Below are 13,704 nucleotides of genomic sequence, written 5' to 3' on the forward strand. Positions count from 1 at the left end.
AGCCTAGTGTGCTTTGCTGCGAATGCAAAACCCGGCCCGAAGAATTCGGATGGCCCCTTGCCCAGGTCGATCTGTTAACGCACGGGCATGGCCGGATTTTGCAACCCCTCAAGATCAGCGCTGCAAATGCCGCAAGTGTTGCCGGGACATGCCGCAGAATAACCTTGCCAACGAGCTGGCATATTAGTATGCATTTTACATCATGTGGCGAAATTTCCGTGTGATGCAGAGGAGAATATGCAGGTGATCTTCGAGGAGAAGATCGATTTGGTTTTGGGAGGAACTATCTATGAAACTTCAAGAAATTGCACTGGCCGCATTGTCGGCAACCATGCTGACAGCCATGTCAGCGCCGGCATTTGCTGCGCCGACCACATTGAAATGGGCTCACGTCTACGAAGTCAGCGAACCTTATCACACCTGCGCCGTCGCGGCCTCGGATCTGCTGTCGAAAGCCACCGGTGACCGCTACAATATCGAAGTGTTTCCGGCCTCGTCGCTGGGCAAGGAAGTCGACATCAACGAAGGCCTCGGGCTCGGCACCGTCGACATCATCTACACCGGCCAGCTCTTTGCCGGCCGCTCCTACGGACCGATCGCTATCGGCGGCGCGCCGTTCATGTTCCGCGACTACGATCACTGGGACAAGTACCGCAATTCCGATCTCTTCGGCGAAATGTCGAAGGGCTATGAGGATGCCTCCGGCAACCATATCACCTCGATGACCTATTACGGTCAGCGCCATGTCACCTCCAATGTCGAGATCAAGGCGCCGGCGGACATGGAAGGCCTGAAGATCCGCGTGCCCAACGCCCCGCTCTACATGATGTTCCCGCAGGCCGTCGGCGCCAATCCGACACCGATCGCCTTTGCCGAGGTCTATCTCGCGCTGCAGCAGGGCACGGTCGACGCCCAGGAAAACCCGCTGCCCACCATCCAGGCCAAGAAATTCTACGAAGTGCAGAAATTCATCACCCTGACCGGCCATATCAGCGATGCGCTGATGACCATCGTCGGCGGCCCGACCTGGGGCGGCATGAGCGCCGAGGATCAGGCGGCACTCGACGACGTGCTCGACCAGACAGCCGTCTGCGCCAGCGACCAGATCATCCAGAAGGAAAAGGATCTGGTGCAGTGGTTCCGCGACAACAATGTCACGGTCAACGAAGTCGACCGTGTCCCCTTCCGCGAAGCCACGATGAAGCTGCACAACGGGCCTGATGCCACCTGGGACCAGGCGACCTACGACAAGCTGCAGGCCATCGAGTAGCCGGAACCGGACACAAGCGTTGCGCGGCGGCTTCAGGCCGCCGCGTCTCAGTCCCTTCGGAGGTTGCCTGATGTCGACAGAAGACAAATCCGCCGCTCAATCCTCGATCGCCAAGCTGATTCACGAGGAGGACGAGGACCTGACCGGCTTCCAGGCCGATGACGGCCTTGTGCTGACCGTGTTCTGGGCACTGGCCTTTGTTGTCTTTTTGCAGTTTTTCACCCGCTATGTCCTCAACAACTCACTCGGCTGGACCGAGGAGATCGCCCGCTTTCTGCTGATCGCGGTGACCTTTCTCGGCGCCATTCTGGCTGTCCGGCGCGAAAGCCACATTGCCGTTGAACTGGCCTTCCGCTGGCTGTCGCGGCCGGTGCGCAAGCTTCTGCAATATTTCATCGATGTCGTCTCCATCGTGTTTTACGGCTTCATGGGAATCCTGTGCACCCAGGTGGCCGGCCGGACCCAGCAGATGATGGTCTCGATCAATTTTCCGAAATCCTCGCTCTACTGGTTCATCGCCGCCTGTTTTCTGGCCATGACCATCTATGCGGTGCTGGGGTTCTGGCGCCACCTGCGCACCGGCAGCAGCAGGCTGATCGACCCGGAAAACGCCAAGGTCATCGGCCCCACGCTTTGACACATCCCGTCACCACATCCGACGCTTTGAGCAAAGGCATCTCATGCTTCTGACCCTCCTCTTCGTCATGGTCCTCGCGCTGATCCTGCTCGGCGTCCCCGTCGCCATCGCCCTGGCCGGCTCTTCCGCCGTGTTCATCCTGCTCGACGGCCATGTTCCCGGCCTTGTCGTGGCCCACCGGATGATCAACGGCGTCGATTCCTTCCCGCTCCTGGCCGTGCCCTTCTTCATCCTCGCCGGAAACCTGATGAACACCGCCGGCATCACCGAACGCATCTTCGACTTCGCCAAGGCGCTGATCGGCTGGCTGCCGGGCGGGCTCGGTCACGTCAACATCGGTGCCTCGGTGATCTTCGCCGGCATGTCGGGCGCAGCTGTCGCCGATGCGGGCGGGCTCGGCGCCATCGAGATCAAGGCGATGCGCGACGCCAATTACGACCCCGGCTTCGCCGTCGGCATCACCGCCGCCTCCTCGACCATCGGCCCGATCATCCCGCCCTCCCTGCCGATGGTGATCTACGGCGTCGTCGCCGGCGCCTCTATCGGCCAGCTGTTTGCCGCCGGCTTCATTCCCGGCCTGCTGATGGCGGTGGCGCTGATGATCATGGTGGCGTTTTATGCCCGGCGCTACAAATACCCCCGCGACCAGGCCTTCAGGCTCTCGGTGCTGGGCCGCGCCTTCATGCATGCATTCCTGTCGCTGATGACGCCGGTGATCATTGTCGGCGGCATTCTTTCGGGCGCCTTCACCCCCACCGAGGCCGCCATCGCTGCTTGCGCCTGGGCGCTGGTTCTGGGGCTTTTCGTCTACCGCACGCTGACCATCCGGCGCTTCCTGAAGGTCTCGATGGACACGATCGAAACCACCTCGGTGGTGCTGTTCATCGTCGCCGCCGCCTCGATCTTTGCCTGGATCCTCACCTCGAACCGCGTGCCCGAGCATTTTGCCGCGCTGATCCTCGGCGTGTCGGAAAACCCGATCATCGTGCTGCTTCTGATCAATGTCATCTTGCTGGTTGTCGGCTGCTTCATGGAAACCGTCGCAGCCATCACCATTCTGGTTCCGGTGCTGCTGCCGATCGCTGTCCACATCGGCGTTGATCCGGTGCATTTCGGGGTCATGTTGGTGCTCAACCTGATGATCGGGCTGCTTACCCCTCCGGTCGGCATGGTGCTCTATGTGCTCTCGCGGGTGTCCAAGGTGCCGTTCGAGCGCTGCGTGTCCGCCACCGCACCCTTCCTGATACCGCTGGTGGCGGTGCTGATGCTGGTGACCTTCTTCCCGATCTTCACCATGTGGCTGCCGACGCTGCTCTACCGCTGAGCCGCAGTTGGGTAAAAACCGGACGGTCAGATCACAGCTTGTCGAACTCGTCCTTGTCGGTGGGCATCAGCATCACCGCCGTGGCCATCACCGCAAACCCGAAGGTGATGCCGAACGACATCATCAGGATGAACACGGCCGCGACCCGGCTCGAAGAGCCCCAGATCAGGTCGCCGAAGCCGTTGATGTTGAACCAGACCACCGCCGCGGCAACAGCCCAGCCGATCAGCACGCCGAGGGCCGAATTGACAAGGACGAAGCGGATCAGTTTCGGCATGGCATGATCTCCGGGCAGCGCGCGGGTTGGACCTGAGCCGCAATCATAGCGCCAAACGGCGTCTCGCACCGCGTGACAGATGCGCGCGGCGCCATGCCCGGCGGCCAGCCGGCATCAAACCGCCTTGAAGACGTTCAGTGATCCATCGGTCTCCAGCACCACGGAATGGAGATCCGACATCTCCGCCAAGCCATTGGCGTGCAGCGCCGCAAGGATCTCTTCCTTTGACACCCGCTCGCCACGCATCGCCTTGTCCTGGTAGGCGCCACGGTGGACCAGCAGTTTCGGGTTGCTCTTGACCAGGGTCTCGAAGGTCCGCGAACGCACCGACAGCCAGGTGATGGCAAACTGCAGGATGATCAGCAGCGCCAGGCCGGCAATGCCTTCCACCAGCGGCACCGACTTGGTGATGATGATCGAGGACAGCATCGATCCCAGGCAGATGGTGACGATGAAATCAAAGGCGTTGAATTTGCTCAATGTCCGCTTGCCGGAGGTCCTCAGCATAACAATCAGCGCCGCATAGGCGAGAACCCCGGTGATCAGAATGCGGCCAATGCCGGCCCAGTCGTCGAAAAAAATCGGATTGTCCATAATAGCCTTCCAGATCAATTCTAGCTCTGTAAAGCCGTCATCATCGCGCCGGGACACAGGGCCCCGCCCAACCAATGCCGGCACCGGTCAACCCGTGGGCAAGGCAATGGTTCCCTAAAGCGTGTTCCGAAAAGTGGGAACCGGTTTTCGGAAAAAACACGCGCCAAAACAAAAGCCTAAAGCACATTGCATGAACACGATTGAATGCAATGTGCTTTAGGTGAGGCACGGCCACAGCAATCGATGGAACCGGCAGAGCCTGTTGCTCCGCCGTACCGTCCGGTCTTAATCCGCCATCGTTTCCAGGCTGGCAAAGCCGTCCGGCGCACCCTCGCCGCCAAACGGTGTCGTCACCTCGACGAAATCATCGGGATAGAACCCGTTGAAACGGGTTCTGAGCGACAGTGAATAGGCGCCGATATGGCCGATCTCGATCCAGTCGCCGGTGTCCACCGTTTCGGGCAGCCAGAACGGGCGTGACAGGATGTCGACGGAATCGCAGGTCGCGCCGCAGACCTTGAACGGCACCACGTTTTCAGCCTTGCCCTTGCGGATGCGCCGCGCCGGATCGGGGATGAACCGCGCCGGCAGCGTGATCTTGCCGGTCCAGCTGTCCGACAGCGAGGCCCAGATGCCGTCATTGATGTAGAGCCGCTTGCCCTTGCGCAAGAGCACCCGCACGATCAGCGAGAACGCCCGCGCCACCACCACGCGGCCCGGCTCGGCCACCAGCGGCATGTCGTCAAAGGCCCATTCGGTGATGTTGGAGCGAAGCTCGCCCATCAGATCCTCGAGCGGCGGCATCGGCTTGACCTTGCGGTTGGGATTGTGCCCGTAGACCGCGGGAAACCCGCCACCGACATCCAGCCCGACCAGCGCCACGCCGGCGCGGTTGCGCACCCAGTCGGCGGATTTGAGCGCCAGCTCGTAGGATTCGGCTTCCTCGACCTGGCTGCCGACGTGAAAGCACAGCCCCACCTTGAAGCCGATCCGGTCAAGCCGCTGCACCAGCTCCACTGCATGGCCCGGTGCTGCGCCGAATTTCTTCGACAGCTCATACATCGCGTGACCCTTGGTCTGCAGCCGCACGAAGATGCTGATCGAGCCCGGATCGAGATCCAGCGCCCGGACGATTCTGAGCACCTTGGCGATCTCGTCCTCGTGATCGAGCGACATCACCCTGATGCCGTATTTCTCCAGCGCCAGCCGGATGTCGGACTGCGCCTTGACCGGGTGCATATAGAGCATCTCGGCGGTCTTTGATGCTGCCCGCACCGCCTCGAACTCGCCCGGCGAGGCGACGTCGAAGATCTTGACCCCGGCTTCCACCAGCGTCTTGAGCACCATCGGCTCGCCATTGGTCTTGACCGCATAGGCCGTGTCGCCTGGAAACAGTGCCATGAACTGGCGGGCGTCCTGCTTGAGCACCTCGGGCCGGAAACAGTACAGCGGATGGTCCGGCCTGAGCTCGAGTGCGGCGTCGGTGCCGGTGGCGAATCGTTGCATAGGCGTCTCCAGATTGGTTCGCGACACTATCAACAGGCCGGACAACCGGCAAATGACACTGTTTGCATGAAGCATCGTGCGGTTTCGGGTGGAACCGGCTGTGTGCCTGTGCCATGCAGCGGCACATCCAGCAAGGAAGTTCCAATGTCCCAGACCGCCAATCGTTCCATGGATCTCGCCACCTGGGGTCTGCTTGTCCTGCTTGGCTTCATCTGGGGCGGATCCTTCTTCTTCGGCCGCGTCGCCGTCCAGCATGTCCCGCCGATGACGCTGGTGCTTTTCCGGGTCGGTCTCGCAGCCATCGCGCTGCATGTGGCTTTCGGACGCCTGCCCGGCTTCTACCGGACCCTGTCCAGCCGATGGCGCGAATTGCTGGTCATGGGACTGATCAACAATGCCATTCCCTTCACCCTGATCTTCGTCGGCCAGACACAGATCGGCTCGGGCCTGGCTTCGATTCTCAACGCCACCACGCCGGTCTGGGCGGTGCTGGTGGCGCAGGTGCTGACAACGGACGAAAAAATCACCGCCGCCAAGCTGATCGGCTGCGGCCTCGGACTTGCCGGCATGGTGCTGCTCATCGGTCCATCGGCGCTGGGGCTTGCCGACAGCCCGCTCTGGGCCATGCTCGCCGTTGTCGGCGCCGCGGTCTCCTATGGCTTTGCCGCCACCTTCGGCAAGCGCTTCAAGGGCGTCTCGCCGCGCATCACCGCCACCGGCCAGCTCACCGCCTCGAGCCTGATCATGCTGCCACTGGCGCTGATCGTGGACCAGCCCTGGACGCTGACGATGCCGCCGATGAATGTGGTCGCCGCAATTCTGGCGCTGGCGCTGGTCTCGACCGCCTTCGCCTATATCGTGTTTTTCCGGATCCTGAGCGTCGCCGGCGCCACCTCTGCCTCGCTGGTCACCCTGCTGGTGCCGCCGGCGGCCATTCTGCTCGGCGTCCTGTTTCTCGGCGAGACCCTGTCCCTCACCGAAGCCCTCGGACTTGGCCTGATTGCACTTGGCCTCTTGTCACTGGACAATCGGCTGGCCATAAAGCGCTAGGCAGCTTGCATCCGATGGAATCGCCTGATGCGGATAGATTGCCTGAAAATCGACCGGTTGCCCTGCCATCGCACGAGCGTGCAGACCCCGGTCCGACGATAGGCTTTGCTGGGACAAAGTCCGTTTGCCGGGGATAGAGCCGCAGCAATGATTGAAAACCGCATGATGAACCTTGCCGCGCTGGTCAGAGCGCGTGACGCCGGCAAGGCGAAGCCGGAGCTGATGGTGGCGCTGAGCCGCGACGCCATCGCCCGCAGGGAGCCGGCCATCAAGGCCTTTGCCCATGTCGCCGCCCATCCGGAGGTCGCCAAGGATGGGCCGATGGCGGGCATCGCCCTGGGTGTGAAGGACATTCTCGACACCTATGACCAGCCGACATCCTATGGCTCACCCGCCTATGCCGGTCACCACCCCCGCATCGATTCGGCCATCGTCAATCTTGCCCGGCGCCGCGGCGCCACCATCATCGGCAAGACCACGACCACCGAATTCGCCTATTTCCAGCCGACCGAGACCGTCAATCCGCACAATCCGGCGCACACGCCCGGCGGTTCCTCCTCGGGATCCGCCGCAGCCGTTGCCGCCGGCATGATTCCGGCGGCGATCGGCACCCAGACAGGCGGCTCGGTGATACGGCCTGCAGCCTATTGCGGCATCGCCGGTTACAAGCCGAGCTACCGGTTGCTGCCGACCACCGGCATGAAGGCCTTTGCCCCCTCGCTCGACACCATCGGGCTGTTTGCGGCCAGCGTCGAAAACGTGGCCTTGCTGGCAGCCCTGCTTACCGGCCGCGATCTGGCCTTCAACGCCAACGAGATGCCGGTCGTCCCCTCCAGCATCCGTGTCGGAGTCTATCGCTGCGGCATGCTCAAGAGCGCCGATCCGGCCATGCGCGCAGCGCTCAACAAGGCGGCCGACATGGCCGCCGACGCAGGCTTCGATGTCGGCGAGATCGGCGAACCCGAAGCCATGGCGCGCGCCAGCGAAGCCCACTCCACCATCGAGGCCTACGAGGCGGGCCTGGCCTGCGGACCCGATCTGGCGCGGTTTCCGGACCTCTTGAGCCCGCTGCTGCTCAACACGCTTGTCGAAGGCCAGGATATCTCGCCGCAGGACTACGATGCCGCGCGCAGGCTCGCCAAGCGCGGCCGCGCCACCACGACGGCGCTGTTCGGCGAAGTCGACATCCTGCTTACCCCGTCGGCACCCAGTGCAGCGCCTCTTGGCCTCAACCTGACCGGCGACCCCCGTTTCAACAAGCTCTGGACGCTGATGGGCACGCCTGCGGTCAACATCCCCGGCTTCAAGAACGAGAACGGCATGCCGCTCGGCATCCAGGCGGTGGCGCGCTTCGGCCAGGACAAGATGCTGCTCGCCGTCGCAGCACTGCTCGAAAGGGCGCTGCTGCTCGACCGGGCGTTCTGGGGCTGACGGCCAGGCGCCAACGGCGCAAAGCTCCCGGGCGATCCAGGCGCGACGCGGCTTACGCCACCCTGTTTGCGGCCGAAATGCGACGCCGGAAGCATGGCAGCGGCGCTCGGGATTCACTTTCGGCCCGTATTTCCCGATTTCTTAACAGAAAATGAATTGTCATAATTCTGTTATCAATCAAGGAGCTACAGGCTGCGTGCGGATGAAAATGCTCGGTTTTAGCTGCACCGCAGCAACGATTTTGCTTTCCAGCGGAGCAAAGCCATGACTATCATTTGACTGCAAACGCGATGGAGGACCACCATGGGATTTACGCAATCGTTCAATGCCCTTGTGATCTGTGCAGCGTTCATATTTGTGGGTGCTATGCTCTTCATCTAGACCGAAGAGCAATTGGCAAAAGACAAAGTTTAAAGACGGGAGCGTTTCGGCGCTCCCGTTTCATTTTGCCCACAGACTATCCTGAACAGCAGGCAGAGCGCAGGTCTTACGCCGCAGCGCCCACCGCCTCAGCGCCGCGCAATCCCAGCATATGGCAGATTGCATAGACCAGCTGGGCGCGGTTCATCGTGTAGAAATGGAAGTCATCAATGCCGCGCTCGACCAGGTCATTGACCTGTTCGGCAGCCATCGCCGCAGCCACCAGCGACCGGGTTTCCGGATCCTTTTCCAAGCCGTCAAAGCGCCGCGCCAGCCAATCGGGAATCGACGCGCCGCACAGTTTCGAAAACCGCGCCACCTGGCCGAAATTGTGGATCGGCAGAATGCCCGGCACGATCGGAACATAGATCCCGGCGCGGCGCACCCGCTCGACATAGCGTTCATAGGTGTCGTTGTCGAAAAAGAACTGGGTGATCGCCCGTGTCGCGCCGGCATCGACCTTGCGCTTGAGCATGTCGATATCGGTGGCAAAATCCGGGCTTTCGGGGTGCCGTTCGGGATAGGCGGAGACCGAGACTTCAAAATCGGCAATGGCGCGTAGGCCCGCAACCAGCTCTGCACCATTGGCATAGCCTTGCGGATGCGGCTGATAGGCAGCCCCGACGCCTTCCGGAGGATCGCCGCGCAGCGCCACGAAGTGATTGACGCCAACCGCCTGGAACTCGCGCGCCACGGCATCGACCGAGGCCTTGTCGGATCCGACACAGGTCAGATGCGCCGCCGGCGCGAGCGCTGTTTCCCGGCACATCCGGGTGATGGTGTTCATCGTCGGCTGCTTGGTCGAGCCGCCGGCGCCATAGGTCACCGAGACGAAATCCGGCTGAAACGAAGCCAGCCGGGTGATGCTGTCCCAGAGCTGGCTCTCCATGTCGCCATTCTTGGGCGGGAAGAACTCGAAGGACACCTTGATCCGGTCGGATGCATCTTGCGCGCTGGCGCGGGGAGAGATGGACATGTCAGGCTGTTCCCGTACTTGAAGAGGTCTCGTCTGCGGCAATGAGAAGCCGCGGGTCGCGCGCCAGCCAGATGGTGACGGTGAGCGTTCTGGCATTGCCGGATTCGGGCGGCAGATCGACGATCTTCTCGACCGTCAGCCCCGCCTGCCCGAGCCAGTCCGCCACCTGCTCCTGGCTGAAGCCGAGCCGGGCATGGGCATGTTCGACCCGCAGGTCTTCATGATCATGCGGCGCGAAATCGACCACCAGCAGCCGGCCGCAGGGCCGCAACATGCGGGCGGCTTCGGTGATCGCCGGCACCGGATCGTGCAAGAAGTGCAGGACCTGGTGAATCGTCACCACATCGAAGCTCTCGCGCTCCAGCGGCAGATTGAGCAGGTCGCCCTGGCGCACCGAGGCATGGGTGATGCCGGCATCATCAAGCTGGGCGCGGGCAATCGACAACATGCTGCGGCTCGAATCGATTCCGATGGCGCGGCGGTAGCGGTCGGCCAGAAGCTCGAGCATGCGGCCGGTCCCGGTGCCCAGATCAAGCAACCCGTCAAAGGGCGTCTTGCCGATCAGCTTGAGCACCTCGGCTTCCACCGTCTCGTCGGCGACATGCATGCTGCGCAGGTCGTTCCAGCTCTCGGCATTGGCGGCAAAATAGCTTTCGGCGCGGCTGGCGCGGGCCTGCTTGACCGTGGCCAGCCGTTCGGCGTCACGGGCCAGATGTGCATCCGACGGCGACGCCGCTTCCAGCGCCTGCTGCATCAGCTTGGCCCGCACCCCGTCGCGTGTCAGCCGGAAATAGGCCCAGGCCCCCTCCTGGTAGCGCTCGACCAGTCCGGCCTCGCCCAGAAGCTTGAGATGGCGCGAGATCCGCGGCTGCGACTGGCCCAGCACCTCGGTCATTTCGCTCACGGTCAGGTCACCCTGGCTCAACAGCGCAATCAACCGCAGACGTGTCGGCTCACCGGCAGCTTTGAGGACCTCGACGCATTCGTCGAGTGTAAGGGGAGACAGGGACAGCATTCACAACCTCAAAAATGATATAAAGATATGTTTATGTCATATTCGAGCCTGAGGCAAGAGCAATGTCGCTGCCGTCAAACTTATTGTCGCAATGGGTCACCCGGACCAGGCAGCCGGAAAGTTAGCCCGCCGGGTAGATCCATTGCTCCCAGATGTGGGCTGTCACCTTTTCGCCCTTGCTGATCACGCCGGGCTTCTCCACCCAGGCGACCACGCCGCGGCGGCGCTTGGCGGCCTTGACGAAGGACAGCGCCACCGAGGTTTCGTCCCGGTCGGGGTAATTCTTCGCAATCGCCGCCCCGGCATAGCGGCAGGGCCCGTTGTCGCCATCGATCCGCAGCGTCACCCCGCCTTCGAAGAACAATTGCGTGCGCGGCGGCAGCATCGACAGCATCGCAATGCCGTCAATCACCAGATTGGCGCCGATCCAGCCGGCCTCGATCCGGTCGATGCCCATTTTCGCCGCCGCAACCGCCAGCTCATCCGATGCCACAATCGACAATTGCCGCTCATTGCGCATTTCCGTGCCGCGTGGATACCAGGGCTCGCGGCTGCCGGACTGGCGGGTCAGGCCGGCGTGAAAATCACCCTCGATTCCGTCATAGCCCATGGCAAGCGAGGCCACCTCTTCGGTCAGGAAATCACCGCCAAGGGCTGCCAGCACCGCCGACACCTCGCCCTTGATCCGGCGCGCCGGAAGGATTTCGGGCAGGACGGGGCCGTCGGCGGGAAACATCGGCAGGGTCATCGGTCAACTCCGGAATTGGCAGAACACGACACCCATACTGAATTTGCAGCTTATGGGCCAATCAAAATCGATGACCGGTTCACCCCCGCACTGCGGCACCCGGCCTGTGCAATTCGTTCTGCCGCGCAAATGTGCTAGACTTTCCGGTTCGGGGAGCTGAAAGCCACGAACAGGGAGTTCATCGATGATGCTGACCCACAAATCAGCAGGTCCGCTGTGCCTGGCCCTGGCCCTTGGCCTGGGCCATCCGGCAACCGCACTTGCCGCCGATCTGTCCTGCAACGGCCTGCTCGAGAGCGGGCAGAGACTGATCTGCTCCGGCTTCGAGCCCAACTGGGCACTGGAACTGAGCTGCGACGGCGGCATGCATTCGAGTTTCATCGACGCCTTTTCCGGCGACGGCATCCAGACCACGCCCGGCAGCATCACTTTCCTGTCCGAAAATCCCTGGCAGCTCGAAACCAGCCATCCGGTCACAGGCACAATCGCCTACACGCCGGGCGGCTGCACCGACGAGAGTGATGCCGTGCGCGATTTCACCTTCACCCCGACCGGCGCGCCCAATCTTCCCGGTCCGCTGTTTCCGTTCTGCTGCCGGATGCGGTAGGCACCCCTGCCCAGGCAGGATCTGACGGTCCCTGCCGGGCGGGATGCCCCTGATGACTACTCGACCGTGATCGTGATCTGCTCGGACACGACTGGCGGATTGTGCGGAATGTGGTCCTTGTCCCCCAGCACCAGCTGCAGCCTATGTTCACCCGGTGCAAGTTCCAGCGATGTTTCGGTCTGGCCCTTGCCGAAATGCACATGCTGTTCATCGGAGATGATATTGGCATCCAGTTCGTCAGCCCCGTCGGGGCCCTCGCCCAGCACGGGCCGGTCGATGAACAGATGGTGATGTCCTGAATGCTCCATGTCTGTTCCGGCCGGGGCGACTTTCATGCCCTCGATCCCGAACTTCACCATCACCGGGCTCTTGACGCTGTCGCCGTCAGCCAGACCATCGAAAAACACCCTGGCGCCAGGCGGCGACGCGGTTTCCCCGGCTCCCGCAGTCCCGGCAGCCAATACACATGAAAGGCCAATCGCCATGAATAAATGTTTCATGATATTCCTCCTCCTTCAGTAACGGCCAGCACAACAGCGGCCGCACGGGGTCAAAATACCATCAAACACTTCATGGCGAAAAATATTTCCCCAAAGACTTGCAGGCCGTCCTCCCCTCACCAGTCGAGCAACGCGCCATCCCAGTTGTAAAACCGCCCGGTGCCCTCAAGCGTCAGGCCTTCGGCGAGCCTGAGAATTCCGGCTGCACTTTGCTCAGGCGCAATATCGGCCCCTGCCCCGCCCATGTCGGTGCGCACCCAGCCCGGATGCAGCATCACCACCGCGATGCCCCTCGGCTGCAGATCGGTCGCCAGCCCCTGCATCACCTTGTTCACAGCCGCCTTTGACGCCCGGTAGGCGATGCGGTCGGACTTGGCATGCGACAGGCTGCCCATCCACGAGGAGACGGTGAGAATGCGCGGGCTTGAACTGCGCTCAAGATGCGGCAGGAAGGCCTGGCTGACCGCCAGCGGCGCCAGCGTGTTGACCGCAAGCGTCCTGGCGAAGCCGTCAAAGTCCATGTCCAGCACCGATTGCCGCTCGGGCCCGATGATGCCGGCATTGTTGATCAGGATGTCGATGGGTTCCGAGACACTCTTCGCCGCCGCCCGAACCGCCGCGTGGTCGGTAACATCAAACACCAGATCATGAAACTTCGGATGGCTGCAGATATGCGCATCCGGGTCGTTCACCACGTCCCGCGCCGAGCCATAGACGGTCCAGCCCTTGGCCAGAGCCTGTTTGGCCATTTCCAGCCCGATGCCGCGATTGGTGCCGGTGATGAGGATGGTGGTCAACGATAAATCTCCCTGCGGTGGCCTAACTCGATGGCCACAATGGTCATCAGTCCTTCTGATATCTGCACGATAATCCGCAGGTCGCCGACACGGAATCGCCAAAGCTCGCCAGTCTTGCCCTGCAATCGCTTGGCCAGGCCCCGGGGATCAGGGTGAGGCACAATCCGTTCCTGCAGGAATTTGAGCACCCTGGCGCGATCCACCGGGCTGAGTTTTGAAAGTTGCTTGCGCGCAGATCTTGTGAACGAGACAGTCCAGGTCATTCTGCTGCGTGCAGCGGATTTCCGTCCTCGTCAGAACCGTCACCAAATTCGGCAATGATATCAGCCAGAGGGATGCGTTCGCCGTCATCCGCTGCAAGCGCCGCTTCGGCCACCGCCAGATCACCCAGATCTTCGATCCGCTCCCTGATAGCCTGAAGCGCAAACTCCTCCTTGCTCACACCAAGGTCCTTGGCGAAACGGTCGAGCAGCTTTTCCAGGTCTCTTGGCAGATCCAGTCTGATCATCGCGGCATTCCTTTGCGCCAAATTGTAATGCGCGCGGCAATCCA

16 protein-coding genes are annotated in these 13,704 nt (G+C 62.1%); 6 read left to right on the plus strand and 10 right to left on the minus strand.

Translation table 11 applies throughout. The features are described 5' to 3' along the window. Window positions 1-289 precede the first annotated feature (289 nt). From OEG82_RS18825 to OEG82_RS18835, 3 genes are all read left to right on the plus strand, one after another. Entirely contained in the window at window positions 290-1,270 is a 981-nt protein-coding gene (locus tag OEG82_RS18825) for a sialic acid TRAP transporter substrate-binding protein SiaP (protein WP_267613903.1), read from the plus strand. Window positions 1,271-1,340: 70 nt separating this feature from the next. Beyond that, window positions 1,341-1,907: a TRAP transporter small permease gene (locus OEG82_RS18830; RefSeq protein WP_267613904.1), complete on the plus strand. Its 567-nt coding sequence runs from the start codon at window positions 1,341-1,343 to the stop codon at window positions 1,905-1,907. Window positions 1,908-1,950: 43 nt separating this feature from the next. Continuing rightward, entirely contained in the window at window positions 1,951-3,231 is a 1,281-nt protein-coding gene (locus OEG82_RS18835; protein ID WP_267613905.1) for a TRAP transporter large permease, read from the plus strand. A 31-nt stretch (window positions 3,232-3,262) separates the two neighbouring features. On the opposite strand, the gene OEG82_RS18840 is transcribed toward OEG82_RS18835, so the two are convergent. From OEG82_RS18840 to OEG82_RS18850, 3 genes are all read right to left on the minus strand, one after another. Then, a complete protein-coding gene (locus tag OEG82_RS18840; RefSeq protein ID WP_267613906.1) occupies window positions 3,263-3,508 on the minus strand; it encodes a hypothetical protein in 246 nt (81 codons plus the stop codon). 114 nt (window positions 3,509-3,622) lie between these two features. After that, window positions 3,623-4,102 (minus strand): DUF421 domain-containing protein, encoded by a 480-nt coding sequence (locus OEG82_RS18845; protein ID WP_267613907.1) that lies wholly within the window; start codon window positions 4,100-4,102, stop codon window positions 3,623-3,625. Between the two features lie 285 nt (window positions 4,103-4,387). Next, window positions 4,388-5,608: an alanine racemase gene (locus OEG82_RS18850; protein WP_267613908.1), complete on the minus strand. Its 1,221-nt coding sequence runs from the start codon at window positions 5,606-5,608 to the stop codon at window positions 4,388-4,390. A 144-nt stretch (window positions 5,609-5,752) separates the two neighbouring features. Between OEG82_RS18850 and OEG82_RS18855 the strand changes: the two genes are divergently transcribed. Then, window positions 5,753-6,658, plus strand: a complete 906-nt coding sequence (locus tag OEG82_RS18855; protein ID WP_267613909.1) for a DMT family transporter — start codon at window positions 5,753-5,755, stop codon at window positions 6,656-6,658. Window positions 6,659-6,820: 162 nt separating this feature from the next. Then, window positions 6,821-8,089 carry an amidase gene (locus OEG82_RS18860; protein WP_267613910.1) on the plus strand — a complete coding sequence of 423 codons (1,269 nt, stop codon included), beginning with the start codon at window positions 6,821-6,823 and terminating at the stop codon, window positions 8,087-8,089. A gap of 487 nt (window positions 8,090-8,576) precedes the next feature. Here the strand turns inward: OEG82_RS18860 and metF are convergent, their stop codons facing one another. From metF to OEG82_RS18875, 3 genes are all read right to left on the minus strand, one after another. Next, the gene (metF, locus tag OEG82_RS18865) at window positions 8,577-9,485 is read right to left on the minus strand and encodes a methylenetetrahydrofolate reductase [NAD(P)H] (protein ID WP_267613911.1); all 909 of its coding nucleotides are present in this window, start codon (window positions 9,483-9,485) and stop codon (window positions 8,577-8,579) included. A 1-nt stretch (window position 9,486) separates the two neighbouring features. Beyond that, window positions 9,487-10,500: an ArsR/SmtB family transcription factor gene (locus OEG82_RS18870; protein ID WP_267613912.1), complete on the minus strand. Its 1,014-nt coding sequence runs from the start codon at window positions 10,498-10,500 to the stop codon at window positions 9,487-9,489. A 121-nt stretch (window positions 10,501-10,621) separates the two neighbouring features. Next, the gene (locus OEG82_RS18875; protein ID WP_267613913.1) at window positions 10,622-11,248 is read right to left on the minus strand and encodes an MOSC domain-containing protein; all 627 of its coding nucleotides are present in this window, start codon (window positions 11,246-11,248) and stop codon (window positions 10,622-10,624) included. Window positions 11,249-11,432: 184 nt separating this feature from the next. On the opposite strand from OEG82_RS18875, the gene OEG82_RS18880 reads away from it, so the two are divergent. Beyond that, the gene (locus OEG82_RS18880) at window positions 11,433-11,855 is read left to right on the plus strand and encodes a hypothetical protein (protein ID WP_267613914.1); all 423 of its coding nucleotides are present in this window, start codon (window positions 11,433-11,435) and stop codon (window positions 11,853-11,855) included. Window positions 11,856-11,911: 56 nt separating this feature from the next. Here the strand turns inward: OEG82_RS18880 and OEG82_RS18885 are convergent, their stop codons facing one another. From OEG82_RS18885 to OEG82_RS18900, 4 genes are all read right to left on the minus strand, one after another. After that, window positions 11,912-12,355 carry a DUF4399 domain-containing protein gene (locus OEG82_RS18885; protein ID WP_267613915.1) on the minus strand — a complete coding sequence of 148 codons (444 nt, stop codon included), beginning with the start codon at window positions 12,353-12,355 and terminating at the stop codon, window positions 11,912-11,914. Between the two features lie 116 nt (window positions 12,356-12,471). Continuing rightward, complete coding sequence (locus tag OEG82_RS18890; RefSeq protein ID WP_267613916.1) at window positions 12,472-13,152, minus strand: SDR family oxidoreductase; 681 nt, start codon at window positions 13,150-13,152, stop codon at window positions 12,472-12,474. Continuing rightward, complete coding sequence (locus OEG82_RS18895; protein ID WP_267613917.1) at window positions 13,149-13,415, minus strand: type II toxin-antitoxin system RelE family toxin; 267 nt, start codon at window positions 13,413-13,415, stop codon at window positions 13,149-13,151. Before OEG82_RS18895 ends, OEG82_RS18890 begins: the two co-directional genes overlap by 4 nt. Beyond that, the gene (locus OEG82_RS18900; RefSeq protein WP_267613918.1) at window positions 13,412-13,660 is read right to left on the minus strand and encodes a DUF6290 family protein; all 249 of its coding nucleotides are present in this window, start codon (window positions 13,658-13,660) and stop codon (window positions 13,412-13,414) included. The genes OEG82_RS18895 and OEG82_RS18900 overlap by 4 nt, the downstream gene beginning before the upstream one ends. Window positions 13,661-13,704 lie beyond the last annotated feature (44 nt).

This window comes from Hoeflea ulvae (assembly GCF_026619435.1).
GTDB lineage: Bacteria > Pseudomonadota > Alphaproteobacteria > Rhizobiales > Rhizobiaceae > Hoeflea > Hoeflea ulvae.